This window comes from Bradyrhizobium acaciae (assembly GCF_020889785.1).
GTDB classification, from domain to species: Bacteria; Pseudomonadota; Alphaproteobacteria; order Rhizobiales; family Xanthobacteraceae; genus Bradyrhizobium; species Bradyrhizobium acaciae.
The window spans coordinates 1-25,828 of the sequence record NZ_JACMYK010000011.1 but is presented as its reverse complement, the minus strand read 5'-3'; the positions used below and the strand labels follow the sequence as shown (position 1 = coordinate 25,828).

Genomic DNA, 25,828 nt, shown 5'->3' with positions numbered 1-25,828 from the left:
CGCGCCCGCAAACGCTTTTGGCTATGCGATCCGTGTCGACCGACTGGAACTGGCGTGTTCCTGTAAACGTGCAAGATGTCAGGTCTTGGAAGCCAAACGGGACAGCACATTTTTTGACGTAGATCAAAGCAAGTTCCGCAGGGGGCCGCCAGCCTAAGCACGCTCAAACGGTCGACGGAGGGTTGGAATATGAAGATCCTTCACAGCGCACTTGCAGCCGCAGCGCTTCTGGCTCTCGGTTCGGTATCGGTCTCCGCTCAGCAAGTCACGGGCGTTCTAGGATCGCCCGGCGCCACCACCACGATAGATGGCAAACAACTTCCACCGTCGCCGCCAGGATTTGGCGGGGTGATCGGCGAGAAGGCCTCGGAATCGAAACCATGGTGGGCGCCGCGTGTGGTGCCGCCCAAAGGCGCGCCCAATGTACTGCTCATCATGACGGACGACCAGGGTTTTGGTGCGCCAAGCACGTTCGGCGGCGTCATACCGACGCCCAGCATGGATCGAATCGCGCAGGCTGGTGTGCGCTACACGAACTTCCATTCGACATCGTTGTGCTCGCCGACGCGCGCCGCGCTGATCACCGGGCGCAATCATCACTCGGTTGGCTCTGGAGTGGTCGGAGAACTGGCGACCGGTTTCCCGGGTTACGACTCCATCATCCCGATCGAGAAAGGCACCGTCGGCACCATTCTTAAGGCCAACGGCTACGCGACCTCGTGGTTCGGCAAGGACCACAACACGCCGTCCTACCAGTCGAGCCAGGCCGGCCCGTTCGATCAATGGCCGAATGGCATGGGCTTTGAGTATTTCTACGGCTTCGTCGGTGGCGACGCGAGCCAGTGGCAGCCGAACCTGTTCCGCAATACGACCGCGATCTATCCCTTCGCCAATAATCCCGGCTGGAATCTCGAGACGGCGATGGCCGACGAGGCAATCCAGTACATCAAACAACTCAAGGAGGTCGCGCCCGACAAGCCGTTCCTCGTCTACTACGTGCCGGGTGCCACGCATGCCCCACACCATCCGACGCCGGAGTGGATCAAGAAGATCAGCGACATGCATCTGTTCGACGACGGCTGGAACAAGGTCCGCGAGAAGATCTTCGCCAATCAGAAGCGGCTCGGCATCATGCCGGAGAATGCCAAGCTGACACCTTGGCCGAAAGAGCTGCCGGAATGGGACTCGCTGAGCTGGGACGAGAAAAAGCTCTTCGTCAAGCAGGCGGACATCTATGGGGCCTATCTCGCCTATGCCGACCATGAGATCGGGCGGGTGATCCAGGCCGTGGAAGACCTCGGCCAACTCGACAACACGTTGATCATCTACATCGGCGGCGACAACGGTGCGAGCGCCGAAGGCATGATCAACGGCACGCCGAACGAGTTCACCAGCCTCAACGGCATTTCCGTGCCGGTGAAGGATCAGTTCCTCTGGTACCCGTTCTGGGGATCGGAACGGACCTTCCCGCACTACGCCGCGGGGTGGGCGTGGACGATGGATACGCCTTTCAAATGGGTCAAGCAGGTGCCGTCACACTTCGGCGGGACCGCGCAGGGCGTGGTGATGTCGTGGCCCGGGCATATCAACGACGCGGGCGGCATTCGCCGCCAGTTCCACCACGTCATCGACATCGTGCCGACCATTCTCGAAGCGGCAGGTATTTCGCAACCCGACACGGTCAACGGGATCAAGCAGATTCCGATCGAAGGCGTCAGCATGGCGTACACGTGGGACAAGGCGAACGCGAATGCGCCATCAACCCACAAGACACAGTATTTCGAGATGCTCGGCAATCGCGCCATCTACAGCGACGGATGGGTCGCGGCGACGACGCCCGCGACAATCCCATGGGAGCTGAGCAGCAAGCCGGCGCCCGACGTCATTACCGGCTACAATTGGGAGCTCTACAACGTCAAGGAAGATCCGACGCAATCCAACGACCTCGCTGCCAAGATGCCGGACAAGGTCAAACAGATGCAGGATCTCTTCTATTCAGAAGCGAAGAAGTACAACGTGCTCCCGCTCGACAACTCGACGCTGGCGCGCTGGAACGCGCCGCGTCCGAATCTCACGGCAGGACGTACAACCTTCACCTATTCGGGCGAACTGATCGGCACGCCGGCCAGCGCGGCGCCGAGCATCCTGAACAAGAGCTATGTCATCACTGCTGAAGTCGACATCCCTTCAGGTGGCGCGGAAGGCATGATCGTCACGCACGGCGGGCGCTTCGGCGGCTACGGCCTATACCTGACCAAGGGCGAATTTGGCGTCGGACGGGGCAAGGTCGTGTTCCTCTACAATCTGCTCGACCTCAAGCGAACGGCGTGGGAGGGACCGGAGCTGACGGCGGGCAAGCACAGCATCGTCTTCGATTTCAAGTCGGACGGTCCGGACCTCGGCAAGGGAGGCACGGGCATCTTGTCGGTAGACGGCAAGGAGATGGCGCGGAACAGCCTGGAGCACGGCATCCCGGTCACGCTGCCCGAGGACGAAACCTTCGACATCGGCCAGGACACCCGCACCGGCGTGGCGCTGATCGAGTATCGCTACGATCCTCCGTTCAAGTTCACTGGCAAAATCGACAAGCTGACCTTCAAGGTCGAACCGGAGCCGCAGAAGGAAGCCAAGAACTAGCAGTGCATCGGACTGGCTGTTCACCGCAAGGCAGAGGAAAAGTCCATGAACATCGCAGCGGGTCAGTGGATGAATTCAATTCGGTTGCGGCGCCGTGATCTCGGTCTGGGCGCACTGGGGCTAGGCACGGCAGGCTCGATCGGTAGCCGAACGACGGGCACCGGCGGGCGCGTGTATCAGCCGAGCAAACCGCTGCTCGATGGCAGCTACAAGATTCCGCCGGTCAAGCGGGTAGGGTGAGTTCGCGGCCGCCGGATCGTTGCAGTCGATCGCTGTTCAATCGGCCTCGGGGGCGCCAGCCTTGGTTGTGGACACATGTTGAAACGCGGCGTTGCCGAGCAATGGACCGTTCTCGCCGCAGTTGGCGAGGTCGCGGTAACGGGTCTCATCCTGTTCATTCGGCCGCAGCTGTTCGCGAGGTTGGTATTCGGGACCGAGTTCTCCGAAGCCGGTGACGCGCTCGGCCGGCTCACGGCCATCGCTCTGCTCGGGCTGGTGCTCGCCAGCTGGCCCGGGCCTGCCGCGGCGGCATCATCTATAAGCGCGCTACTAATCTACAATCTGTCAGCGGCCATTTTTCTGCTCTACGTGGGGTTTGGGGGCCGGCTCACGGGCCTCCTCCTGTGGCCGGCGGTCGCGCTCCATGCGATCTTCACGCTCCTCCTCGGTCGCGCTTGGCTCACCGCGAATCTGAGATGATGGTGGTTGGGCAACTCCGGCAGGTCAGCAAGTAGCCCGCATGAGCGAAGCGACATGCGGGATTGATGTCGCGATCTACTGCCGGCCCCCGGATGTCGCTTCGCTCATCCGGGCTACGCTCGCTGTTGGCCTGAAGCCGCTACCGCCGCGTCCGTCAGGGAACAATCACCACTTTTCCCGGAATGCGATCTGATTGGCGTGATCGCTTTTCACTACCAGTATGGCCACCGCCACCCCTCATAGAGGTCCCAAGACGACACCAGGGGCGGCCCATATGGATCGACCCGATCGTCTTCAGGGCGATAGCGATATCGTGGAACGATGTAATAATCCCACGGAGTCGGCGTTATCACGGGCGTCGGGATCACGACCCTCGTTCGTTCATGAACGATCTGTGCCTTGCGCGCCCGGGCTTCAGCACCGGACGTCCCGAGGGTACACAACACCAGGGCCGCTCCGAGAGCGCATGCGACAGTCACCATCTTCATCATGCATCGGCCTCCTCGCCTGAGAGTGCAAAGGACTCAAAGCAAGCTCATTCGCCCTTGGCTGGCGTGAATCTCCGCGTCAGGCCGCTCTCGGACTTGTCGCAAAAATTCGGAATAATAGAAGATATCGCTGAGTTGCCCGACGTGTCAAGTTGCTTGTCCGAGTGACGGCGGCCGGTCTGCTCCTTTGCATGGGGTTGTTTTCGATATTTTGGGATGGCGGGAAGCGGAGCCGGCGGCGGCCCTACTGCAGCGCCGCCAGCAGCTCGTCAGGCTGCTCGACCATCATCATGTGGCCGGCGCCGGGCAGCACCACAATGCGGGCATTTGGCGTCGCGGCGGCGAGTGCCTTGCCTGCCTTGGCGGGCGTCATCATGTCGCGCTCGCCGAGGACGAAGGTTGCGGGCACCTTGACCGCGGCGGCGGCGGTCAACCCGTTCTGATAGGCGTTGCAGGCGTTGAGGTCGTTGTACAGCACACCGGGCTTTGCCTCCTGCAGCACACGCTGCGCGCCCTGGTGCATCCACAGGCCCGGCGCGAGGCTGCCGCCGAGCTCGGCCTTGAAGCCGAGGCCCCAGATCGAGACCATGTCGATCGCGGCCACGTCATTGGCCTCGGCAGCCTTCAGGAGATCGGGACCGACCGTCATGGTCGCGGCGGTGCCGATCAGGGCGAGGCCGGACACCTTGTCGGGATGTCGCGCCGAAGTCTCGATCGCGATCAGCGAGCCCATCGAATGGCCGATCAGCCGGGCCTTCGCTGCGCCGGCCGCGGCAATCAGCGCCGCGATCCAGTCGGCCATCTCGGCAATCGTTGCGAGCGGCTTGCCTGCGGAGCGGCCGTGCCCGGGCAGATCAGGTGCCAGCACGGAATAGCCGTGATGGGCGAACCAGCGGCTGTGCAGCGCCCAGGTCGAGGAATCGAAGCCGGCGCCGTGGATCATCACCACGGCGGGCAGCGATGGGTCGAACGGCTTGCCGCCGGTGGCGATGAAGGTGTCTGATCCGTTGACGGAAAGCTGCATGGCGCTCAAGTCCTTTGCGAGGCGCGCAGCGCCTGGCCGAGATCGTCGATGATATCGTCAGCGGTTTCGATGCCGACCGACAGCCGCACCAGCTCCTCGCCGATCCCGGCAGCCTTGAGCTGCTCGGCATCCATCTGCTGATGCGTGGTGCTGGCAGGGTGGATCACCAATGTCTTGGCGTCGCCGACATTGGCGAGATGGCTGATCAGCTTCAGGGACTCGATGAACTTCTTGCCGGCGGGGCGGCCGCCCTTGATGCCGAAGCTGATGATCGAGCCGGCGCCGCGCGGCAGCAGCTTCTTCGCCAGCGCATAGTCCGGATGCGTCTCCAGCGACGGATGCAGCACCCAGTCGACCGCCTTGTTCGCGGCGAGGGCCTCCAGCACCACACGGGTGTTGCTGACGTGGCGGTCCATGCGGACGCCGAGCGTCTCGATGCCTTGCAACAATTGGAACGCGTTGGTCGGCGACAGGCAGGCGCCGAAATCGCGCAGGCCTTCGGTGCGGGCGCGCATGATGAAGGCGGCCTTGCCGAACTGCTCGTCGAAGACGATGCCGTGATAGCCGGCATAGGGTTCGGTGAGCTGCGGGAATTTGCCGGAGCCGCGCCAGTCGAACCGGCCGCCGTCGACGATGACGCCGCCGATCGCGATGCCATGGCCGCCCATCCACTTCGTCGCCGAGTTCATCGTGATGTCGGCGCCGAGCTCGATCGGCTGGCTGAGATAGGGCGTTGCGAAGGTGTTGTCGATCAGCAGCGGAATCTTCGCATCATGCGCGATCTGCGCGACCGCGGGGATGTCCAGCACCTCGAGGCCGGGATTGCCGATGGTCTCGCCGATCACGAGGCGTGTGTTCGGCTTGATCGCGGCACGGAATTCATCGAGCGCGCGCGGCTTGACGAAGGTCGTGGTGATGCCGAACCGCGGCAGCGTGTGCGCCAAGAGATTGATGGTGCCGCCGTAGAGCGAGGCGGAGGCGACGATATGGTCGCCGGCATTGAGCAGCGTTGCGATCGCCAGATGCATCGCGGCCATGCCGCTCGCAGTGCAGATCGCGCCGACGCCGCATTCGAGCGCGGCAATGCGCTCCTCCAGCACTGCGGTGGTCGGGTTGGAGATGCGCGTATAGATGTGACCGGCGCGCTCCAGGTTGAACAGCGCGGCGGCGTGGTCGGCGTCCTGGAACACGTAGGACGTGGTCTGATAGATCGGCACGGCGCGCGCGCCGGTTGCGGGATCGGGGCGCTGGCCGGCGTGCAGGCTCAGGGTTTCGAAGGCAGGCGGCTTGGGTGCGGGCATGCGAGGCTCGTCGGGTCAGTCGATGAAAAGGTTGAGTCCGAAGATTTAGACGTGAACTGCGGTGCGAACGCGGCCGACATTGCCGAACACGCGCAAATAGCGTTCAACCTCCGTGGGGATGCCGGTCGCCTTCTCCGGATTGTCGGAGAGCTTCACGGCCGGTCGTCCGTCGACCGACGTCACCTTGCAGACGATCGAGATCGGATCGAGCGCGGCGGTGCCGTCAGGTGCGCAGCCGACGAAGTCGTTGGTGAGGTTGGTGCCCCAGCCGAAGCTGACGCGCACGCGGCCCTTGAAGTGGTGGAACGTCTCCTCGATCGAGCCGACATCCATCGCGTCGGAGAACACCAGAAGCTTCTCCTTGGGATCGCGGCCCTTCTGCTTCCACCACTTGATGATGTCTTCGCCGGCCGTGATCGGCGGCGCGCTGTCGGGACGAAACCCGGTCCAGTCGGCGACCCAGTCGGGCGCGTCGCGCAGGAACGGCTTGGTGCCGAACGCATCGGGCAGCGCGATCAGCAGGTTGCCGCCATAGGCGTGGCGCCATTGGTCGAGGATGCGATAGGGCGCCCAGCGCAGCTCCTGGTCGTCGTTGGCGAGTGCGGCGGCCACCATCGGCAGTTCGTGCGCGTTGGTGCCGATCGCCTCGAGGTCGTTGTCCATCGCCAGCAGCACGTTCGACGTTCCGGTGAAGGACGGACCGAGACCTTCCTTCACCGCCTCGACGCACCAGCGTTGCCAGAGGAAGCCATGCCGGCGCCGTGTGCCGAAATCGGATAGCCGCAAGCCGTCGAGCTTGCGTAGCCGCTCGACCTTGGCCCACAGCTTGGCCTTGGCGCGGGCGTAGAGCACGTCGAGCGCGAAGCGGCCGTAGGCCTTGGTCGCCGCGCGTGAGCGCAATTCGTTGAGGATCGCGAGCGCCGGGATCTCCCACATCGTGGTGTGGGTCCACGGCCCGTGGAAATGCAGCTCGTACTGGCCGTCGACCTTGTGCAGCTCGTATTCGGGCAGGCGGAAGGTCGAGAGCCAGTTGATGAAATCCGGCGAGAACATCTGGGTCTTGCCGTAGAACGTGTTACCGGCGAGCCAGATCAGTTCCTTCTTGCTGAAGCGGATGGTGCGGGCGTGGTCGAGCTGGGCGCGCAGCTCGCCCTCGTCGATGACCTCGGCGAGCCGGATATGGGTCGAACGGTTGATCACCGAAAAGGTCGTGCGCGTGTCCGGATAGCTTTCCCGGATCATCTGCTGCATCAACAACTTGTAGAAATCGGTGTCCAGCAGGCTGCGCACGATCGGGTCGAGCCGCCAGCCGTGGTTGTAGGTCCGGGTCGCGATATCTGTCACGGTCATGCGGGAACCTTAGCCTGCCCCGCGGCGCCCGCCCAGTGGGTATCGGGCGGAACATGGCAGGTCAGCGCGCTATGGTCTGCCGTATACGGCCGACCGTGGCAGCGACGTCGGTCCAGGCCGGCTTGTCCGGGGCAAACTGCAGCCGCAGGAAGGAGGCGAGCTCGGCGACCTGGCCGTCGGTCATGCTGTCCTTGAAGGCCGGCATGTAGCCGAGGTCGGTGACGGCCGGCTTGGCGATGCCGTGCAGGATCACCTGGATCAGATTGTCGGGGGCGTCGCTGTGCAGATTGCTGTTCAGTGCTAGCGACGGCCGGCTGCCGAACAGCGGCGGACCGCCGACCTCATGGCAGACCGCGCAGGCGCCCTGATAGATCCGGGCGCCTGCCGACGCGGCGGTGGTGACGGCGGTGGCGGCTTCGAGCTTTGCGGCAAGCGCATCGTGGGCCGATCGGTCGGTGCTCTCGTTGAACGAGGCGAGGTAGACCGCCATCGCGCGGATGTCCTGGTCGGGCACCGCGGCGAGCTCGTGGATGACCGGCGCCATCGGCCCCGCGGCTACGCCGTGCAGGCGCGATTCGCCGCTGCGCAGATAGGCGTAGAGCTCGTCCTCGCTCCAGGGGATCGGCGCCTTCGACAGCGACGTCAGTGCCGGTGCCTCCCAGCCTTCGGCAAAGCCGCCGGCGAGATAGGCCGCTTGCCGTTCGGCGCCGAGCGCATTGCGCGGCGAGTGGCAGGCGCTGCAATGGCCGAGACCCTCGATCAGATAGGCGCCGCGATTCCAGATCGCCGACTTCGATGGATCGGGCTGGAATGGGCGCGGCTGATGGAACAGCGCGTTCCATCCGGCGAGCAGCGGCCGCAGGTTGAACGGAAAGGCGAGTGCGTTCGCCGGCGTCTCGGCATGCACCGGCGGCTGCGCCATCAGATAGGCATAGAGCGCCTGCAGGTCGGCATCGGACGTCCTCGCGAAATGCGTGTACGGAAACGCCGGATAGAGATGCCGCCCGTCGCGATGAATGCCCTCGCGCATCGCGCGCTCGAACGCGGGGTAGGACCAGGCGCCGATGCCGGTGTCGACATCGGGCGTGATGTTGGTCGTGTAGATCGTACCGAACGGCGTCTCGAGCGGCCGCCCGCCGGCGTTCGCGATACCGTGCTCCGAGGTATGGCAGACGGCGCAGGCGCCGAGCGCCGCAAGCTCCTTGCCGCGCGCGATCGTCGCGGTGGAATAGACCGAGGCATCAGGCCGCGCGATCGGCGCGATCGCCCGCCAGGGCAGCACGGCCGCGCCGATTCCGATCGCCGCGGCGCAGAGCGCGGCAATGCCGGCGAGCATGCCGCCGCGCTTCGCAAACGGATTTGGCCATCGATTGAGGTCAGTCGGCGGCGCGGGCGGCGCAAGCGGGGCGGGCGTCACCGGTTGTCGCAAACCGTTCAAAATTCGCTCCGGCGTGAACGGCAATTCGCGAAACCGCACGCCGGTCGCATCGTAGATCGCGTTCGCAATCGCAGCCGCGCTCGGCACCGAGGCGGACTCGCCGACGCCGAGCGGCGGCTGGTCCTGCCGCGGCAACATCAGCACGTCGATCTCAGGCAATTCAGGGAATTTGATGATGGGGTAGGCGCCCCATTCCCGCGCCGTCACCGCGCCGCGCTCGAAGGAGACTTCCTCCATCAACGCGCGGCTGGTCGACTGGATCACGTTGCCTTGGATCTGGTGCCGTACACCATCCGGATTGATCATCAGCCCGGAATCCTGGCCGGCGACGACACGGGTCACGCTGACATGGCCGGTCGCCTTGTTGACCGCGACGTCGGCGATCCAGGCTGACCATGCCGCGCCGTAGCCTGGAAATTTGCTGTGCACGTAGAGCGCATAGGCAAAGCCGCGGCCGCGCACGATATCTCCGTCCGCCTCCGGTTCTTTCCACACCGGGCGCGGCGTCCAGCCGGCGCGCTCGGCGACTGCGTTGACGAGGTCGATCGCGCGCTTGTCCTTCAAATAGCGCAGCCGGTATTCGATCGGATCGACCTCGGCCTCGGCGGCGAGCTCGTCGATATAGGATTCATGCGCGAAAGTATTGGGCAGTGCCGAGACGCCGCGAAACCAGGACGCGCGCACGATCGGCGGCATGTCGTTGGCGATCACGCGCATGTTCTCGTAGTCATAGGGCGGGATCGCGGTGCGGTCGCCCATCTCGAACACGGTGGCTTCAGGCGCGATCCGCCCGGTGAGCAAGAGCGCCAGCGTCGGCGCGCCGTTCGAGGGATAGCGCGTGGCAAAGTCGTAAGCAGCAACGCTGCCGTCGGCATTGAGCCCGCCATTGACGTCCATCAGCTGCGCGGTGCCCTTCGGCTCCCAGGCATGTTCCTGCTCGCGGGTGAGCTGCACACGCACGGGGCGGCCGACCGCGCGCGACAGCAGCAGCGCATCGGCGGAGACGTCGTCGGCGCAGTTGCGGCCGTAGCAGCCGGCGGCCTCCATCCGGATCACGTCGATCTCGGATTCCGGCCGCTGGATCAAAAGCGCCAGATCGCCGCGCAGGATGTGCGGGTTCTGCGTGGCGGACCAGACCCGGATCCCGCCTTCGCCGTAATCGGCGACCGCACAGGACGGGCCGATCGAGCCGTGCATCTGGTACGGCCAGAGATAGGTCCGGTGCATCGGCTTCGCGGCCGCCTTGAGTGCGGCATCGACATCGCCCTTGTCGATCAGCTGGCGCGGCGTTGAGGGATTGGCGCGCAACGCCTGCTCGATGTCGGAGAGATCAGTCAGCGCCGGTCCCGGCTTCCAGCTCACCTTGAGCTGTGCGGCGGCCTTGATCGCGTTCTCCTCGCGCTCGGCGACGACGCCGACGAAATCCCCGATCCGCACCACCGCAACAAGCCCGGGGATATCCCGCACCGAGGCTTCATCGACCGCGATCAGGCTGGTGCCGACGAACGGGCCGGCATCGACGCCGGCATAGGGTGGACGGACGACGCGGCCGTGCAGCATGCCGGGCACGCGCACATCGTGGACGTAGACGAGCTCGCCGGTGGCCTTCGCCGGCAGGTCGATGCGCGGCACCGACCTGCCGACGACGGAATAGGCGCTGACGTCCTTGACCGGAACATCGTCGGCGAGTTCGAGCCGGATGGTCTCGTCCGCGATCAGCTCGCCATAGGTGATGCTGCGGTTATCGTGTCCGCGGATCAGGCCGTCCTCGATCGTGAGTTCGTGAGCCGGCAATTCGAGCCGCTCAGCCGCGCGTGTGAGCAAGAAGTGCCGCGCCTGCGCTGCGGCCTTGCGCAGGGGGACGGCGGTGATCTGGATGGTCTCGCTCGCGATCGTCGCGCCCTGGTTCGGCACCACGGCGGTGTCGCCGAGAATGACGACGACGCGGGCAAAGGAGACGTCGAGCTCTTCGGCGACGATCTGTCCGAGCGCGGTGCGGATGCCGGTGCCGAGATCGACATGGCCGTTATGGGCATTGACCAAACCGTCTGATGTGATGGTGATGAAGGTCTCGAACGCGCCTTCCGCACCCAGCACCGCGGGGCGGACGACCGACAGCGAGCCGCGATTGCGTTGCCCTGGAGACCGTGTGTCCGTCATCAATCGCGTGCCTCGAGCACGTGGCCGGCGGCGCGCATCGCCGCGCGGATGATTTCGATATGCGCGCCGCAACGGCAGAGATTGTAGCGCAGCGCTTCCAGCACCTCGCGCTCGGATGGATTTGGATTGCGTGTGAGCAGCGCCTTGGTGGTGATGATCATGCCGTTGAGGCAATAGCCGCACTGCGCGGCCTGTTCGCTGATGAAGGCATCCTGCACGGGATCGGGATGCTCGCGCGTGCCTAGACCTTCGAGCGTGACGATGTCGCGCCCTGCACAGCCCTCGATCGGAATCACGCAGGCGCGCGCGGCGACGCCGTCGATCAGCACCGCGCAGGCGCCGCACTCGCCGAGGCCGCAGCCGTATTTCGGTCCGTTCAATGCGAGATCGTTGCGCAGCACGTAAAGCAATGCGGTGTCGGGAGCGGCGTCGACATCATGATTCCTGCCGTTCACGGTCAGGCGCATTGCTCCGGTTCTCCCCTTGATGTTTGCGCTGCAATGTCAGCGTCCGATCGCCAATGAGGATAACGTTTGTATACAAACGTGCAAGCGGCGGCATGCCGCGCTGCAGCGAGTGCACGCTTTATGAACAGGGTGCGCAAGCGAACGGCAGCTTTTGATCGCAAAGGCCGCTTGACAGGTCCCGGGCTCGCGCGCAGGATCATTCGTATACGAACGATATAGGCAGGGAGGCGGAAGCGCAGTATGATCGACCGCCACCACAAGTCCAGGCTTGGTCACGATGGCTGACACAATGACCGTCGCCGCCGGCGACAAGATCCGCTGCGATGCCTGTCCGGTGATGTGCTACATCAAGCCGGGCGCCGCTGGCGCCTGCGATCGTTACGCCAATCAAGACGGCACGCTGGTGCGCGTCGATCCGCATGTCGTGCTCGAGCGCACCGTCTCGCATGGCGGCAAGTTGGTTCCGTTCCAGGTCAGCGGCGACTGGGACGGCAAGATCGTCCGCCAGCCCGATCTCTTCGTCACCGCGATCGGCGCCGGGACCACCTATCCGGACTACAAGCCGGCGCCGTTCATCGTGTCGTCGGAAGTCGACGGCGTCGACATGGTCACCGTCGTGACTGAAGGCATCTTCTCGTATTGCGGCGTCAAGGTGAAGATCGACACCGACCGCTACCTCGGGCCGGAGACCGCGACCGTGCGCGCGGACGGCGAGGCGGTCGGTCATGTCACGACCAGCGAATATGGCTCGCAGATGCTCTCGCTCGGCGGCGTGCATCATCTGACCGGCGGCTCCAAGAAGGAAGGCCGCGTCACCTGCGATACGCTGATGGATCTCTCCAACTGCAAGGCGGTGGAGCTTGTGATCGACGGCGGCGCCACCGTCGTGGTGCAGGCCGGCAGGCCGCCGATCGTCAACGGCGTGGCAGAAGAGCGGATGCGGGTCGGCTGCGGCTCGGCGACGATCGGCATGTTCGCCAAGCAGTGGTATGGCAAGGTCGATGAAGTCGTGGTGGTCGACGACCACATCACCGGCGTGCTCAGCGAGCATCAGGCCGGCAAGCTGCTCGATATCGCCGATACCGGCATCAAGATGAAGGGCCGCCGTTCGACGCCCGGCCGCTATTTTCAGGTCGCCGATCCCGGCACCGGATGGGGCGGCACCAACATCTCCGATCCGCTGTCGATCCTCGGGCCCTTCAATGCCAAGGAAGCACGGCCCGGGCTCACCATGCTGATGGTGTCGACGACAGGCGAGCACGCCTCCTACTACGTGCTCGACGAGGCATTGAAGCCAATCGAGACCGAGATGCCGGCGGACCTCAAATTCTCGGTCGAGCGCATCCAGGAGAACTGCGAGCCGGCGCTGTGCACGGTGCTGTTCATGGGTGGCGCGGGCGGATCGCTGCGCGCCGGCGTCACCGACAATCCGGTGCGGCTGACGCGCTCGGTGAAGGACGCGCTCACAAGGGTCACCAGCGGCGGCGCGTCGGTTTATGTCTGGCCCGGCGGCGGCATCACCTTCATGGTCGATGTCACGCAGATGCCGGCCGGCGCCTTCGGCTATGTGCCGACCCCGGCGCTGGTGGCGCCGATCGAGTTCACGATGCGGCTGTCGGATTACGCGGCGCTCGGCGGCCATATGGACTACGTCAGGCCGCTGTCGTCGCTGCGGGACAGCGCCGACATCCGGCCGATGCCTCATCTTCCCGGGCGGCGCGCATGATGAGGCTCCCGCAAATCGCGCTTCTTCCTGACGGCAAGCGGCTGCATTTGCAGGACGGTCCCATTGATCTCGTCATCGAAGCCAAGGGCAGGGAAACTGAGGTTACCGCCGCATATCAGGCTGCGGCGCAGCGCTTCACCTGCTTGCTCGATGAACTCTGCGTGGAACTTGCTGAGCTGCGCAGCGCGGCCGATCCCGATCATTGCGCGCTGAAGGGTGTGGTCGCACGGCGCATGCATGCGGCGGTCGCGCCGTTTGCCGCCGATTGCTTCATCACGCCGATGGCGGCCGTCGCGGGCTCGGTCGCCGAGGAAATCCTAGGCGCAATGTTGCAGTCGGCATCGCTCGACCGCGCCTATGTCAACAATGGCGGCGACATCGCGCTGCATCTCGGCGTTGGCGAACAGTTCAGCGTCGGCCTGATGGATCGGCCGGACCGCCTTGGCGTGATGCGCGCGATGACCGTAGATAGCGACATGCCGGTCCGCGGCATCGCAACCAGCGGCCGGCATGGCCGCAGCTTCTCGCTTGGCATCGCCGATGCTGTCACCGTGCTGGCGCGGACGGCGTCGCAGGCGGACGCCGCTGCGACCGTGATCGCCAATGCGGTCGATCTGCCCGGTCATCCTGCGATCCTGCGCGTTCCTGCGAGCGAATTGCAGCCGGACAGCGACCTCGGCGCGCGGCTGGTGACGCGCGATGTCGGGCGGCTCTCGGAACATGAGATCGAGCAAGCACTTGAGACTGGCGCGGCGCGGGCTCGCATGCTCCTGATGTCGGGATTGATCGAGGGCGCGGCATTGCGTCTACTGGGCGAAACGCGGATTGTCGGTGCAGCTGGGCAGGAAACGCCGGCGTCGCACGCGTTTCAAGGACGAACGATAGGCAACATGCTGCAGGCATGACCGGGAGCGAGGCAAGATGAGCGCCGTCATTCGCAAGATCGTCACCGTGGTCGAGGAGACGCATCTGGAGATGGGCAAGACCATCGCGCCGCCGACAAGGCGTGCCGCTGCGATTGCCGTGATCGAAAATCCGTTTGCCGGCCGCTATGTCGAGGATCTCTCGCCGTTGATTGCGATCGGCGAGGAACTCGGCGAACTGCTGTCGAAGCGGGCAGTTGCCGCGCTCGGGATCGATGGCGCCAAGGCGCACAGCTACGGCAAGGCCGCCGCCGTCGGCGAAAATGGCGAGCTCGAGCACGCGGCCGCGATCTTGCATCCCAAGATGGGCGCGCCGGTGCGCAAGGTGCTCTCCAAGGGAGCGGCGCTGATCCCGTCGTCGAAGAAGCGCTCGGGTCCCGGCACCACGCTGGATATTCCGCTCGGGCACAAGGACGCCGCCTTCGTGCGCAGCCATTTCGACGGCATGGAGGTGCAGATCAACGACGCGCCGCGGGCCAACGAGATCATGGTCGCGGTGGCGGTGACCGACAGCGGACGGCCGCTGCCGCGAGTCGGAGGGCTGACGGTCGATGAGGTCAAGGGCGAAGACGGATTGCGATAATCTCTTTCGAGAAAAACTGGAGGACGGGATGCGTGGTTATTTCGTAGGGGCGGGATTGGCGATCGCGGTCGCGACCATGGCAACGGGTGCTATGACGACGCAGGCTTCGGCGCAGAGCGAAATCAAGATCGGCGAGATCAACTCTTATTCCTTGCTGCCGGCGTTCACCGAGCCCTATCGCAAGGGCTGGCAGCTTGCGGTGGAAGAGATCAATGCGGCCGGCGGCATCAACGGCAAGAAGCTCGTCGTCATTTCCAAGGATGACGGCGGCAAGCCGGCGGATGCGCAGACCGCGGCGAACGAGCTGGTGTCGAGCGAGAACGTCGCGATGCTCACCGGCACCTTCCTCTCCAATATCGGTCTCGCCGTCTCTGACTTCGCTAACCAGAAGAAGGTTTTCTTTCTCGCAGCCGAGCCTTTGACCGACGCGATCACCTGGTCGAAGGGCAACCGCTACACGTTCCGCCTGCGTCCTTCCAACTACATACAGGCCGCCATGCTGGTTGAGGAGGCGGCAAAGCTTCCCGCAAAACGCTGGGCGACGATCGCGCCGAACTATGAATACGGTCAGTCGGCGGTCACGGTGTTCAAGAAGCTGATGTCGGAGAAGCGACCCGATATCCAGTGGGTCGACGAGCAGTGGCCGCCGCAGGGCAAGATCGACGCCGGCCCGGTGGTGCAGGCGACTGCCGCGGCGAACCCCGAGGCGATCCTCAACGTCACCTTCGGTGCCGACCTCGTCAAGCTCGTGCGCGAGGGCAACACCCGCGGCCTGTTCAAGGGCCGTACGGTGGTGAGCTTCCTGACTGGCGAGCCGGAGTATCTCGATCCACTGAAGGACGAGACGCCGGAGGGCTGGATCGTCACCGGTTATCCCTGGTACTCGATCAAGACGCCCGAGCATGACGCGTTCCTGAAGGCCTATCAGGCCAAGTACAACGACTATCCGCGGCTCGGCTCGATCGTCGGCTACCAGACCATCAAGGCGGCGGCGGCGATCCTCGCCAAGGCCGGCTCGAGCGATCCGGAGAAGCTGATCGCGGCGGCGGAAGGCATCTCGATGCCGTCGCCGTTCGGCGAGATCACTTTCCGCAAGATCGATCACCAGTCGACGCTCGGCGCCTTCACCGGCAAGACCGCGCTGAAGGACGGCAAGGGCATCATGGTCGATACCGCCTATCGCAAGGGTTCGGACTATCTGCCGAGCGATGCCGAGATCGAGAAGCTGCGGCCGAAGGATTGATCTTTTCTTCTCCCTCTCCCCGTTCTTACGGGGCGAGGGTTGGGGTCAGGGGCTATCTCCGCGAACGAGCGCGCGGAAAGTCCCCCTCACCCGAAACTCAAGCTGGCGCTTGAGTTTCGACCTCTCCCCGCAGGCGGGGCGAGGTGAACAAGACCGACGCGGCGAGTTCGATCGACGCGCTTACTCCAACGCGGACCGCCCATGGCCTTCTATGTCGTCCAGTTCCTGACCGGTCTTGCCAGCGCGGCGTCGCTGTTCCTGGTCGCTTCGGGTCTGTCGATCATTTTCGGCGTGACGCGGATCGTGAATTTCGCGCATGGCGCGTTCTATATGCTTGGCGCCTATGTCGCCTTCACCTTGACCGATCGCTTCTCCGGCGCGTTCGGCTTCTGGGGCGGCATCGTCATCGCGGCGCTGGTGGTGGCTGCCATCGGCGTGTTGGTCGAGATGGTGCTGCTGCGCCGGATCTACCATTCGCCCGAGCTGTTCCAGCTGCTTGCGACCTTCGGCCTGACGCTGATGGTTGAGGACCTCGTGGTGCTGATCTGGGGGCCGGACGATCTGGTCGGCCGCCGCGCGCCGGGCTTCAAGGGCGCGATCGATTTCTTCGGCCAGAATATTCCAAGCTACGATCTGTTCCTGATCGCGCTCGGGCCGGTCGTGCTCGGCGTGCTTTGGCTCTTGTTCCAGCGCACCCGCTGGGGCGTCCTGGTGCGCGCGGCGACGCAGGACCGCGACATGGTCGCAGCACTCGGCGTCAATCAGAAATGGCTGTTCACCAGCGTGTTCGCGCTCGGCGTCTTCCTCGCCGCGCTCGGCGGCGCGCTGCAGATTCCGCGCGATGCGGTCAATCATGCGATGGACCTGCGCGTCATCGTCGAGGTGTTCGTCGTGGTCGTGATCGGTGGCCTCGGCAGCATCATCGGCGCCTTCGTCGCGGCGGTGCTGGTGTCGGAGCTCAACGCCTTCGGCATCCTGATCTTCCCGAAGATCTCCATTATTCTGGTGTTCCTGGTGATGGCGGTGGTGCTGATCGTCCGTCCCTGGGGCCTGTTCGGCAAGCCGGAGGCGCCCGCCCGGCGCACGCCAGGCCTCACCGTCAATCCGTGGCGGCCGCTGACGACGAATGAACGGCTCGCGGCGATTGCCGTGCTCGTGGTCGCGGCGGCGCTGCCCTTCGTCGCCGGCAATTACGTGCTCACCGTCGGCTCGGAGATCGCGATCTTCGTGATCTTCGCGGTCAGTCTGCACTTCCTGATGTCGGTCGGCGGCCTTGCCTCGTTCGGCCACGCGGCCTATTTCGGCCTCGGCGCTTATGGCGTGGCGCTGCTCGCCAAGATGGCGGGCCTGCCGATGATCGCCTGCCTGCTGCTCGGTCCGCTGCTCGGGCTATTGGGCGCAGCCGTGTTCGGCTTCTTTGCGGTGCAGCTCTCCGGGGTCTACTTCGCAATGCTGACCTTGGCCTTTGCCCAGATCGTCTGGTCGATCGCGTTCCAGTGGGTATCGGTCACCGGCGGCGATAACGGCATCCTCGGGGTCTGGCCGGAAAAATGGGCGGCGAGCCCGTCGCATTTCTACTGGCTGTCGCTCGGCATCGCCGCGCTGGCGGTCGTGGTCCTGCGCATCATCGTGTTCTCGCCGTTCGGCTTTGCGCTGCGGGCCACGCGCGACTCGCCGCTGCGCAGCGAAGCCATCGGCATCAACGGCAAGCGCATCCAGTGGACCGCCTTCGTGATCGCGGGAACGGTCGCCGGCCTCGCCGGCGCGCTGTTCGCCTATCTCAAGGGCAGCGTGTTCCCCGACAATATGGGCATCTCGCTGTCGGTCGACGCGCTGGTCATGGTGCTGCTCGGTGGCGTCGAGACGGTGTCGGGCGCGGTGGTCGGCGCCATCGTCTACAAGGCACTCAACATCTGGTTGGTCAGCCAGACCGATCTTTCCAAGCTCGTGCTCGGTGGCTTCGTCGTGTTGATCGTGGTCGCGTTCCCGAAGGGCATCGTCGGCACGCTGGAAGCTTTCATGCATCGGCGGCGCAAATCCTCGTCGTCGGCGTCCTCGCCCTTGCTGACCTCCCGCATCGAGAGCGCCGAATGAGCATGGTCCCCACATTGCTGTCGGTCGAGGGGCTGACCAAATCCTATGGCGGCGTGCATGCGGTGCGCGGCGTCTCCTTCGAACTGCGCGCCGGCGAGATTTTGGCGCTGATCGGTCCGAACGGCGCGGGCAAGAGCACCTGCTTCGACATGCTCAACGGCCAGAACATTCCGGATAGCGGCCGTATCCGCGTGCTGGGCGCGGAGACCACCGGCAAGAAGCCGCGCGTGATCTGGCGCATGGGGGTGGGCCGCACCTTCCAGATCGCCGCGACATTCCCGACCATGACGGTGCGCGAGAACGTGCAGGTCGCGCTGGTCTCGCACGGCGCGCAATTGTTCAATCTGTGGGCCTCGACCGCGCGCCAGGCGCGCGACGAGGCGGGACGGCTGCTCGACCTTGTCGGGATGGGCGCCTATGCGGAGCGGCCCTGCGGCGAACTCGCTTATGGCGACGTCAAGCGGCTGGAGCTTGCGATCGCGCTCGCCAACCAGCCGAAGCTGCTCTTGATGGACGAGCCGACCGCCGGCATGGCGCCGCGTGAGCGCGTCGAGCTGATGCGGCTGACGGCGCGGATCGCGCGCGAGCAGTCGATCGGCGTGCTGTTTACGGAGCACGACATGGACGTGGTGTTCGAGCATGCCGATCGCATCCTGGTGCTCAATCGCGGAACGTTGATCGCCGAAGGCTCGCCCGAAGAGGTGCGCGGCAATGCCCAGGTGCGGGCGATCTATCTCGGCGAAGGCCTGCTCTATGACGCCCGGCACCGTGAGGGAGCATCGGCATGAAGCTCACGGTGAAGGACCTCAACAGCTTCTACGGCCCGGCGCATATCCTGTTCGACATCGCGCTAGAGGTCGGCGAGGGTGAAGTCGTCGCGCTGCTCGGCCGTAACGGCGCCGGCAAGTCGACCACCTTCCGCTCCATCGTCGGCCTGGTCGAGAATCGTTCAGGGCGTGTGATGTTCGAGGGCAGGGACGTCTCCGAGCTGCCGACGCATGCGATCGTGCGCGGCGGGCTCGGCTATGTGCCGGAGGAGCGGCGAATCTTCACTGACCTGACGGTCGAGGAAAATCTCGAGGTCGGCCGCCAGCCGAAGCGGGCTGGCGCGCCGCAATGGGATCGCGACAAACTGTTCAAGCTGTTCCCGAACCTCGGCGAGATGCGCGGCCGGCCCGGTGGACGCATGAGCGGCGGCGAGCAGCAGATGCTGACGATCGCGCGGACGCTGATGGGCAACCCGTCGCTGGTGCTGCTCGATGAGCCCTCGGAAGGGCTGTCGCCGAAGATCGTCGAGCAGATGGTCGATGCGATCCTGGCGATGAAGAAAGAGGGGGTCAGCATCGTCGTGTCAGAGCAGAATCTGCATTTCGCCCGGCTGATCTCGGATCGCGCCTATATCATCGAGCGCGGCCGGATCTGCTTTGGCGGCACCATGGCGGAACTCGATGCGCGTCCGGATGTCCGCGACGCGCATCTGTCGCTGTAACGGCGAGGTGGGACGATGGCGAGGAGTGCTGCACAGAAGCGAAGCGTCAAGGCGGCCAAGCCGGGTTACGTGCTGGATGACCAGATAGGCTTCATCCTGCGCCAGGTGTCGCAGCGCCACGCCGCGATCTTCGCCCGCGAGATCGGCATCAATCTGACGCCGACGCAGTGGGCGGCGCTGTCGAAGCTGTCGGAGGTCGGCGCCTGTTCGCAGAACCAGCTTGGACGGCTGACGTCGATGGACGTTGCGACCATCAAGGGCGTGATCGATCGCCTGACCGCGCGTGGCCTGACCGAGACGGCGCCCGATCCCGACGACGGCCGCCGGCTGCTGGTGAGCCTGACGCGCGCCGGCCAGCAGATGGCCGACAAGGCGGCGCCGAATGCGCTCGTGATCTCAAGGGAGACGCTGGCGCCGCTCGACGCCAAGGAGCGCGACACGCTGATGGCGCTGCTCGGGAAGCTGCGTTGATTCCAAATCCATCACCGTCACCCTGAGGAGGTCGCGAAGCGACCGTCTCGAAGGGTCGACGGGACTGAAGGCGGGACAACCTGTCCGACGTCGTCCCTGCGAAAGCAGGGACCCATAACCACAGGGTTTAATTGTTTGGGAAGGCTGTGGCCTCAGCCATGCGCAACAATCGCCTTCGGTGGTTATGGGTCCCGGCTTTCGCCGGGACGACACTGAATGTTTGGTGACGCTGCTCCGCCATACATTCAGATCGGGGTGACGGATCGTCTACCGTGCCTACTTCCCCACGATCTCCGGCACTTTGCCCGCGGGCGGGGTGTTGCGGCTGCGCTGGGTGCGGACGATGCCGTCGATGATGGTCATGCCGATGCCCGGGAGATCGCCGAGCTGAACGCTCTCCAGGATGTTCTTGCCCGGTGAATGCTGTGCCTTGTCCATCAGCACGAAATCGGCGGAGCGGCCGACCTCGATCAGGCCGCAATCGAGCTCGCGCATCCGCGCGGTGTTGCCGGTCGCAAGGCAGAACGCCAGCTCGGCCGGCAGCTCGCCGAGCGAGGACAACAGCGAGACCATGCGCAGGATGCCGAGCGGCTGCACGCCGGAGCCGGCCGGCGCATCGGTGCCGAGGATGACGCGGTGCAGATCACCCATCTCGCGCGCGGTGCGCAGCGTGAACAGCGCCGAGCGCTCGTTGCCATTGTGCACCAGCTCAAGCCCGCGCTTGCAGCCCTCGCAGATGCAGCGGATCTGGTCGTCCGGCAGCGCGGTGTGGCCGCCATTGATGTGGCCGACCACGTCGGTGTCGGCCTCCAGCACCACGTCCTTGTCGATCAGGCCGGAACCGGGAATCGAAGGTCCGCCGGTGTGGATCGTGCTTTGAATGCCGTATTTGCGGGCCCAGCCGACCATTTTCCGCGCCGTCGGCCCGTCCTTCACGCCGCCGAGCCCGACTTCGCCGAGCAGCTTGACGCCGGCGGCGGCCATTTCCTTGAAATCGTCCTCCACCATCTCGCATTCGATCACGGGCGCGCCGGCATGCACCTTCACGCCGCCCGGCCGCAGCGTCCAGAATGCGCGCTGCGCGAAGATCGCCATCGCCTTGACGCCGACCACGTCGCGCGGACGGCCGGGCATGTGCACCTCGCCGGCGGAGATCATGGTGGTGACGCCGCCATGCAGATAGCTGTCGATCCAGTTGATCTGGTTCTGCCGCGGCGTCCAGTCGCCGGCGACGGGATGGACGTGGCTGTCGATCAGGCCGGGCGCGACCGTCGTTCCCATCGCATCGACGATCGTGGTGGCGCCTTCGGTGTCGACGTCCTTGAGGCGGCCGATCGCGGTGATCTTGCCGTTCTCGGCGACGATGGTATCGGCATCCAGAATTGGTCTTTCCAAGGCTCCCGACAGCAATAGCCCGATATTGCGGATCACCAGCTTGCTGGGGCCGGTGGCCTGGGGCGCGTCGTGAGCCATGGGTGTTTTCCTTCTGTTTTCTTCCGAAATTGCCCGGGAATTTGAGCCCGGCTTGACTTTTGGATCAAGCCGGATTATTCGTTTGTATACGAATGATCGTATACAAACGATCCGGCCGGTCAACAGGGTTCAAGTCCTTCCCCGCCGCAGCACAAATCAGGGATTGGTGCGATGAGCAATTTCAACCAGGAAAGCGTCCTCAGCGTTCATCACTGGACCGACACGCTGTTCTCCTTCAAGACCACGCGCAATCCGTCGTTCCGCTTCCGCAACGGCGAGTTCACCATGATCGGGCTCAAGGTCGGCGAGAAGCCGCTGCTGCGCGCCTACAGCGTCGCCAGCGCGAACTACGAGGACACGCTCGAGTTCTTCTCGATCAAGGTTCCGGACGGCCCGCTGACCTCGCGCCTCCAGCATCTGAAGGAAGGCGACGAGATCATCGTCAGCCGCAAGGCCACCGGCACGCTGGTGATCGACAACCTCGAGGATGGGCGCAACCTGTATCTGATCGGCACCGGCACCGGCCTCGCGCCGTTCCTCAGCGTGATCAAGGATCCCGAGACCTACGACCGCTTCGAGAAGGTCGTGCTGCTGCACGGCTGCCGCCGGGTCAAGGAGCTCGCCTATGGCGAGATGATCACCGAGAAGCTGCCGCAGGACGAGCTGATCGGCGAGCTGGTGCGCGACCAGCTGATCTACTATCCGACCGTGACGCGCGATCCGTTCCGCAACCGCGGCCGCATCACCGACCTCATCACCTCGGGCAAGCTGTTCGCCGATATCGGCCTGCCGGCGCTCGATGCCGCGCATGATCGCGTCATGATCTGCGGCTCGCCGGCACTGGTCGCCGGCACCCGCACGTTGCTCAATGGCCGCGGCTTCGTCGAGGGCAATCACGGCGAGCCCGCGCAGTTCGTCGTCGAGAAGGCGTTCGCCGAGCGCTGAATCTTCGCGCTGACCTCCAGCGCCGTCATTACGAAGAGTTCGCGACAGAATTGCAGAGTAATTTTGTCGCCGAAGCGAGGGAGCAATCCATCTTCCGGTACAGCCGGGAGCAATGGATTGCTTCGCGTCGCTTGCGACGGGCTGATGTGCTAGGGCCTGACCGCGGGCGTCTCGATCGGCATGCCGCGCGCCCGCGACATCAGGTAGAGCTCGAGCTCGACCAGCTCGGGCGAACCGTAATCGTAGGCCTGCGCGCGGATACCGGTGATGCAGGCGCGCAGCCGCCGCTGCAACGATCCGAGCGACTGCCATTCCAGCCGGTATAGCGGATAGCCGGTCGGTTGCGCCTGCGTGATCGCGCTTCCTGCGAGCTTCTTGTCCCAATTGTCGTCGTGGCAGTTGGTGCAGCCGAGATTGAGCTGGCCCTGCCGTTGCATGAACAGCACGCGGCCCTGCTCGACGAATGGCGCGAGCTCCGGATCGTCGCCGGCTGCGATCGGCACGCCGCGCGATTGCTGTGCGACATAGGCTGATAGCGCCAGCAGCTCGCGGCTTTCATAGGCAAACGGCGAGGCTTGCTGATGATTGGTGCGGCAGAGGTTGATCCGGCCTTCGAGGTCGACCGGTCTTCCCAGCGCCTTCTCGAAGGCGGGATAATGTGCCGCGATCCCCTTCATGCTGACGCGCGCATCGTTGTGGCAGTCGGCGCAGGCCTTGTCCGCGCTGCCGGCCTTGCGCTTCCACAAGGTTTCGCCGTCGAGCACGAACAGCATGCCGGGATTGGCGGTGTCCTCGTCCTGCATTGCCTTGGTGTCCGCGCTCATGAAGCTGTAGCCGGATCGGCGTTCAGACTGCGGGATCTCGGTGGCGAACGCCGCGCTCGCCATCGTCGTCACAAACGCGATGCAGAGGGCAATCTTCATTCGACCGTGATCGAAGCCTGTGCGGTCTCCGAAAACCCTTTGTCGCCGATCCACTCGAACTCGAACTTGCCGCTCTCGGTCACGGTGGTGAAGAAGGTGATGAACGGGTTGGCCGCGATCGCGGGAAACAGATCGGCGCGAAAGACTTCCGTGCCGTTGAAGCGACAAATGAAGCTCGTGATGATGTCGCGCGGCACCACATCGCCGGACGCGGTGTGGCGATAGCCGGTCTCCATGATATGCGACATCAGCGTCTTGATCTCGATGACGCTGCCGCGCTTGGCCTTGGCCGGTACGTTGATCAGGGCCGACGGCATCAGATCGCCTCCTCGGTGCAGGCCGCGAGCGTCACCACGACGTCTGCGGTTGCCGACCAGAACGTGTCGTCGGACAGCCGCGCGATGGCGGTGACCTTCTGGCTGTCGGCGAGGCGGATGCGGGCCGATATCTGGGCGCGACCGGCGCGCGGCCCGAGATAGAAGTTGCCGACGTTCGGTTGCGGGTTCTTCTCGTTGAAGACGTGGATGCTCTTCACATACTCGTCCGCCGTCATTGAGCTGGTGACGCTGACCGTCATCGGCACCGTGTTGCCGTTCTCGACCAGCGGCGGGATGTCGAGCTTGACCTTGCCGGTCCGCACATTGGCCTCGCCGACGACGTTGCGGATCGCGGCCTGCAGCATCGCCGGTGTCGCGTCCACCGGACGCACGATCACCAGCGCTGCAGCGCCGCCGGTGAGGCTCAGGAACTTGCGACGTGTGGTGTGGTCCGAATTCGTCATGCTCTATTCTCGCAACGTCACCAGATAGGCCACGATATCCTCGATCTGTTCCGCCGACAGAATCGGCTTGCCGCGCCATGAATTGCCGACCCGCGTCAGCCCGTCGACGCGATAATAGGACGGCATGATCGTCGCCGCATTGAGATGCGACGCATCGACCAGCCGGAGCCGCAATTGTCCCTCTGTCCAGCGGCTGCCGCTGCCGGCGAGATTGGGCGCGAGGTCGCCCTGGAACGCCTGCTCGGGAAACGGGCCGCTGTGGCAGAGGATACAAGTGGAGGAACGCTCGACGACCAGCGCGCGGCCGCGGGTCGCGTCGCCTCTTGCTCCCGTCAGCGAGGCTGGAATCGCATCGCCCACGACGATGTAGGGGCGCAACGCCTCGGCGCTTGCGGGCGCGCAGGCTGCGAACGCGGCCGCTGCGAGCAATGCGACGAGGGAGCGCCTAGCCAAAGGCATCTCCCGTGATGGTCTTGAACCAGTCGAGCGCCTGATCGGCCTCGCGCTGGCGTACCTCTCGCGGTGCGTCGACCGGGCTCGTCGTCACCTCGGCCTCGGCATACTGATCTTCCTTTGGCTGATAGATGCCCTTCAATGAGAACGCGTAGCCCGGCGCCACCGTATTGTAGCAGGCGCCATCGAGCCGCGGGGTCTCCGGCGCCTTGCCCGCCAGCGTGTTGACGATCGCGGCCGCGCAGGCGCGGCCTTGCGCCGCGGCTGCCGAGGCGGATTTCGGGATGCCGCCCGCGATCGCGGCGTCGCCGATCACATGGATATTGGGCACGAGCTTTGAGGCAAAGGTCACCGGATCGATCGGGCACCAGCCGGTGTGGTCGGCGGCGCCGGCGGTCTCGGCGATACGGCCGGCTCGCTGCGGCGGGATCACATTGGCAACCGCGGCGGTGTAATTGCCGAAGTCGGTGACGATCTCATTGGTCGCCGGATCGACCGATGTGACGCGGCCGCCTTGCGACAGCGCGATCCGCTCGATCATCCCTGGATAGAGCTCCGTCCAGGCCTTCTCGAACAGCTTCTGCTGCGAGTAATTATCCTTGGCGTCGAGCACCAGGATTTTCGACTTCGGCTTGTTCGCCTTCAGATAATGCGCGATCAGGCTGGCGCGCTCGTAAGGCGCCGGCGGACAGCGCAGCGGCGCGGCCGGCACCGCGATCACGACCAGGCCGCCATCGTCCATCGCCTCGAGCTGCCGGCGCAGCAGCACGGTCTGCGCGCCGGCCTTCCAGGCGTGCGGCATCTTCTCGGCGGCTGCCTCGTCATAGCCGGGCAGGGCATCGAAACGCATGTCGATGCCGGGAGCGAGCACAAGCCGGTCATAGGACAGCGTTGCGCCGTCCGAGAGAGCGATGCTGCGCGCCTGGGCGTCGACCTTGGTGGCCCCTTGCGCAACAACAGAAATGCCGTCGGCGGCAACCTTGTCGTAGCTGAATTGCTGTGCCGTAAGCTCGCGCAGGCCGGCGATCACCTCGTTGCTGAACGGGCAGGCGGTGAAGGTCTTCTTCGGCTCGATCAGCGTGACCTGAAGTTTGGCGTCGAGCCGCCGCAGTGCCCGCGCACAGGCCGCGCCGCCGAAGCCGCCGCCGATCACCGCAACG

23 protein-coding genes are annotated in these 25,828 nt (G+C 64.8%); 12 read left to right on the top strand and 11 right to left on the bottom strand.

Features of this window, described 5'->3' with window-relative positions; genetic code table 11:
- Positions 1-189: 189 nt before the first annotated feature.
- The 3 genes from H8A92_RS07670 (at position 190) to H8A92_RS07660 (ending at position 3,336) form a co-directional block, all read left to right on the top strand.
- On the top strand, positions 190-2,637 hold the full coding sequence (locus H8A92_RS07670; RefSeq protein WP_229195216.1) for an arylsulfatase: 2,448 nt from the start codon (positions 190-192) through the stop codon (positions 2,635-2,637).
- Between the two features lie 45 nt (positions 2,638-2,682).
- Positions 2,683-2,877, top strand: coding sequence for a hypothetical protein (locus H8A92_RS07665; protein WP_229195215.1), 195 nt, complete (start codon positions 2,683-2,685; stop codon positions 2,875-2,877).
- A gap of 75 nt (positions 2,878-2,952) precedes the next feature.
- Positions 2,953-3,336, top strand: a complete 384-nt coding sequence (locus tag H8A92_RS07660; RefSeq protein ID WP_229195214.1) for a hypothetical protein — start codon at positions 2,953-2,955, stop codon at positions 3,334-3,336.
- A 732-nt stretch (positions 3,337-4,068) separates the two neighbouring features.
- Here the strand turns inward: H8A92_RS07660 and H8A92_RS07655 are convergent.
- From H8A92_RS07655 to H8A92_RS07635, 5 genes are all read right to left on the bottom strand, one after another.
- Positions 4,069-4,848 carry an alpha/beta fold hydrolase gene (locus H8A92_RS07655; RefSeq protein ID WP_229195213.1) on the bottom strand — a complete coding sequence of 260 codons (780 nt, stop codon included), beginning with the start codon at positions 4,846-4,848 and terminating at the stop codon, positions 4,069-4,071.
- A gap of 5 nt (positions 4,849-4,853) precedes the next feature.
- A complete protein-coding gene (locus H8A92_RS07650; RefSeq protein WP_229195212.1) occupies positions 4,854-6,149 on the bottom strand; it encodes an O-acetylhomoserine aminocarboxypropyltransferase in 1,296 nt (431 codons plus the stop codon).
- Positions 6,150-6,194: 45 nt separating this feature from the next.
- Positions 6,195-7,499 carry a nicotinate phosphoribosyltransferase gene (gene pncB / locus H8A92_RS07645; protein WP_229195211.1) on the bottom strand — a complete coding sequence of 435 codons (1,305 nt, stop codon included), beginning with the start codon at positions 7,497-7,499 and terminating at the stop codon, positions 6,195-6,197.
- Positions 7,500-7,560: 61 nt separating this feature from the next.
- On the bottom strand, positions 7,561-11,097 hold the full coding sequence (locus tag H8A92_RS07640) for a molybdopterin cofactor-binding domain-containing protein (protein WP_229195210.1): 3,537 nt from the start codon (positions 11,095-11,097) through the stop codon (positions 7,561-7,563).
- Entirely contained in the window at positions 11,097-11,564 is a 468-nt protein-coding gene (locus tag H8A92_RS07635; RefSeq protein WP_229195209.1) for a (2Fe-2S)-binding protein, read from the bottom strand. The genes H8A92_RS07640 and H8A92_RS07635 overlap by 1 nt, the downstream gene beginning before the upstream one ends.
- A gap of 277 nt (positions 11,565-11,841) precedes the next feature.
- Here H8A92_RS07635 and H8A92_RS07630 point away from each other — a divergent pair, with 277 nt between their 5' ends.
- The 8 genes from H8A92_RS07630 (at position 11,842) to H8A92_RS07595 (ending at position 20,093) form a co-directional block, all read left to right on the top strand.
- Positions 11,842-13,290 carry a 6-hydroxynicotinate reductase gene (locus H8A92_RS07630; protein WP_229195208.1) on the top strand — a complete coding sequence of 483 codons (1,449 nt, stop codon included), beginning with the start codon at positions 11,842-11,844 and terminating at the stop codon, positions 13,288-13,290.
- Positions 13,287-14,195 carry a UPF0280 family protein gene (locus H8A92_RS07625; protein ID WP_229195207.1) on the top strand — a complete coding sequence of 303 codons (909 nt, stop codon included), beginning with the start codon at positions 13,287-13,289 and terminating at the stop codon, positions 14,193-14,195. Before H8A92_RS07630 ends, H8A92_RS07625 begins: the two co-directional genes overlap by 4 nt.
- 16 nt (positions 14,196-14,211) lie before the next feature.
- On the top strand, positions 14,212-14,796 hold the full coding sequence (locus H8A92_RS07620) for an amino acid synthesis family protein (protein ID WP_029078203.1): 585 nt from the start codon (positions 14,212-14,214) through the stop codon (positions 14,794-14,796).
- 28 nt (positions 14,797-14,824) lie between these two features.
- Positions 14,825-16,039, top strand: a complete 1,215-nt coding sequence (locus H8A92_RS07615) for an ABC transporter substrate-binding protein (RefSeq protein WP_420831297.1) — start codon at positions 14,825-14,827, stop codon at positions 16,037-16,039.
- Between the two features lie 201 nt (positions 16,040-16,240).
- Positions 16,241-18,133, top strand: a complete 1,893-nt coding sequence (locus H8A92_RS07610; RefSeq protein WP_229195206.1) for an ABC transporter permease — start codon at positions 16,241-16,243, stop codon at positions 18,131-18,133.
- A complete protein-coding gene (locus H8A92_RS07605; protein ID WP_229195205.1) occupies positions 18,130-18,921 on the top strand; it encodes an ABC transporter ATP-binding protein in 792 nt (263 codons plus the stop codon). Before H8A92_RS07610 ends, H8A92_RS07605 begins: the two co-directional genes overlap by 4 nt.
- Complete coding sequence (locus H8A92_RS07600; RefSeq protein ID WP_176532805.1) at positions 18,918-19,622, top strand: ABC transporter ATP-binding protein; 705 nt, start codon at positions 18,918-18,920, stop codon at positions 19,620-19,622. The genes H8A92_RS07605 and H8A92_RS07600 overlap by 4 nt, the downstream gene beginning before the upstream one ends.
- A 15-nt stretch (positions 19,623-19,637) precedes the next feature.
- Positions 19,638-20,093 (top strand): MarR family winged helix-turn-helix transcriptional regulator, encoded by a 456-nt coding sequence (locus tag H8A92_RS07595; RefSeq protein ID WP_229195204.1) that lies wholly within the window; start codon positions 19,638-19,640, stop codon positions 20,091-20,093.
- Positions 20,094-20,369: 276 nt separating this feature from the next.
- Here H8A92_RS07595 and H8A92_RS07590 read toward each other — a convergent pair whose 3' ends face one another.
- Entirely contained in the window at positions 20,370-21,566 is a 1,197-nt protein-coding gene (locus H8A92_RS07590) for an amidohydrolase family protein (RefSeq protein WP_229195203.1), read from the bottom strand.
- A 171-nt stretch (positions 21,567-21,737) separates the two neighbouring features.
- Between H8A92_RS07590 and H8A92_RS07585 the strand changes: the two genes are divergently transcribed.
- Positions 21,738-22,511, top strand: a complete 774-nt coding sequence (locus H8A92_RS07585; protein ID WP_229195202.1) for a ferredoxin--NADP reductase — start codon at positions 21,738-21,740, stop codon at positions 22,509-22,511.
- A gap of 149 nt (positions 22,512-22,660) precedes the next feature.
- Here the strand turns inward: H8A92_RS07585 and soxA are convergent, their stop codons facing one another.
- From soxA to H8A92_RS07560, 5 genes are all read right to left on the bottom strand, one after another.
- On the bottom strand, positions 22,661-23,434 hold the full coding sequence (soxA, locus tag H8A92_RS07580) for a sulfur oxidation c-type cytochrome SoxA (RefSeq protein ID WP_229195201.1): 774 nt from the start codon (positions 23,432-23,434) through the stop codon (positions 22,661-22,663).
- Positions 23,431-23,751 (bottom strand): thiosulfate oxidation carrier complex protein SoxZ, encoded by a 321-nt coding sequence (soxZ, locus tag H8A92_RS07575; protein WP_229195200.1) that lies wholly within the window; start codon positions 23,749-23,751, stop codon positions 23,431-23,433. The genes soxA and soxZ overlap by 4 nt, the downstream gene beginning before the upstream one ends.
- Complete coding sequence (locus tag H8A92_RS07570; protein ID WP_229195199.1) at positions 23,751-24,215, bottom strand: SoxY-related AACIE arm protein; 465 nt, start codon at positions 24,213-24,215, stop codon at positions 23,751-23,753. The genes soxZ and H8A92_RS07570 overlap by 1 nt, the downstream gene beginning before the upstream one ends.
- Before the next feature lie 3 nt (positions 24,216-24,218).
- Entirely contained in the window at positions 24,219-24,674 is a 456-nt protein-coding gene (soxX, locus tag H8A92_RS07565) for a sulfur oxidation c-type cytochrome SoxX (RefSeq protein WP_229195198.1), read from the bottom strand.
- Positions 24,661-25,828: NAD(P)/FAD-dependent oxidoreductase (locus H8A92_RS07560; RefSeq protein WP_229195197.1), on the bottom strand; the 1,168-nt coding region annotated here is incomplete at its 5' end. The genes H8A92_RS07560 and soxX, both read right to left, overlap by 14 nt.

What these genes read in the sequence shown, in the direction of transcription:
- H8A92_RS07590 (WP_229195203.1), bottom strand. Translation starts at nt 21,566, where the DNA reads ATGGCTCACGACGCGCCCCAGGCCACCGGCCCCAGCAAGCTGGTGATC.
- H8A92_RS07610 (WP_229195206.1), top strand. Translation starts at nt 16,241, where the DNA reads ATGGCCTTCTATGTCGTCCAGTTCCTGACCGGTCTTGCCAGCGCGGCG.
- H8A92_RS07625 (WP_229195207.1), top strand. Translation starts at nt 13,287, where the DNA reads ATGATGAGGCTCCCGCAAATCGCGCTTCTTCCTGACGGCAAGCGGCTG.
- H8A92_RS07640 (WP_229195210.1), bottom strand. Translation starts at nt 11,097, where the DNA reads ATGACGGACACACGGTCTCCAGGGCAACGCAATCGCGGCTCGCTGTCG.
- soxA (WP_229195201.1), bottom strand. Translation starts at nt 23,434, where the DNA reads ATGAAGATTGCCCTCTGCATCGCGTTTGTGACGACGATGGCGAGCGCG.
- H8A92_RS07570 (WP_229195199.1), bottom strand. Translation starts at nt 24,215, where the DNA reads ATGACGAATTCGGACCACACCACACGTCGCAAGTTCCTGAGCCTCACC.
- H8A92_RS07620 (WP_029078203.1), top strand. Translation starts at nt 14,212, where the DNA reads ATGAGCGCCGTCATTCGCAAGATCGTCACCGTGGTCGAGGAGACGCAT.
- H8A92_RS07660 (WP_229195214.1), top strand. Translation starts at nt 2,953, where the DNA reads ATGTTGAAACGCGGCGTTGCCGAGCAATGGACCGTTCTCGCCGCAGTT.
- H8A92_RS07595 (WP_229195204.1), top strand. Translation starts at nt 19,638, where the DNA reads ATGGCGAGGAGTGCTGCACAGAAGCGAAGCGTCAAGGCGGCCAAGCCG.
- H8A92_RS07650 (WP_229195212.1), bottom strand. Translation starts at nt 6,149, where the DNA reads ATGCCCGCACCCAAGCCGCCTGCCTTCGAAACCCTGAGCCTGCACGCC.
- H8A92_RS07600 (WP_176532805.1), top strand. Translation starts at nt 18,918, where the DNA reads ATGAAGCTCACGGTGAAGGACCTCAACAGCTTCTACGGCCCGGCGCAT.
- pncB (WP_229195211.1), bottom strand. Translation starts at nt 7,499, where the DNA reads ATGACCGTGACAGATATCGCGACCCGGACCTACAACCACGGCTGGCGG.
- H8A92_RS07630 (WP_229195208.1), top strand. Translation starts at nt 11,842, where the DNA reads ATGGCTGACACAATGACCGTCGCCGCCGGCGACAAGATCCGCTGCGAT.
- H8A92_RS07615 (WP_420831297.1), top strand. Translation starts at nt 14,825, where the DNA reads ATGCGTGGTTATTTCGTAGGGGCGGGATTGGCGATCGCGGTCGCGACC.
- H8A92_RS07635 (WP_229195209.1), bottom strand. Translation starts at nt 11,564, where the DNA reads ATGCGCCTGACCGTGAACGGCAGGAATCATGATGTCGACGCCGCTCCC.
- H8A92_RS07585 (WP_229195202.1), top strand. Translation starts at nt 21,738, where the DNA reads ATGAGCAATTTCAACCAGGAAAGCGTCCTCAGCGTTCATCACTGGACC.
- H8A92_RS07670 (WP_229195216.1), top strand. Translation starts at nt 190, where the DNA reads ATGAAGATCCTTCACAGCGCACTTGCAGCCGCAGCGCTTCTGGCTCTC.
- H8A92_RS07605 (WP_229195205.1), top strand. Translation starts at nt 18,130, where the DNA reads ATGAGCATGGTCCCCACATTGCTGTCGGTCGAGGGGCTGACCAAATCC.
- H8A92_RS07655 (WP_229195213.1), bottom strand. Translation starts at nt 4,848, where the DNA reads ATGCAGCTTTCCGTCAACGGATCAGACACCTTCATCGCCACCGGCGGC.
- soxZ (WP_229195200.1), bottom strand. Translation starts at nt 23,751, where the DNA reads ATGCCGTCGGCCCTGATCAACGTACCGGCCAAGGCCAAGCGCGGCAGC.
- H8A92_RS07665 (WP_229195215.1), top strand. Translation starts at nt 2,683, where the DNA reads ATGAACATCGCAGCGGGTCAGTGGATGAATTCAATTCGGTTGCGGCGC.
- soxX (WP_229195198.1), bottom strand. Translation starts at nt 24,674, where the DNA reads ATGCCTTTGGCTAGGCGCTCCCTCGTCGCATTGCTCGCAGCGGCCGCG.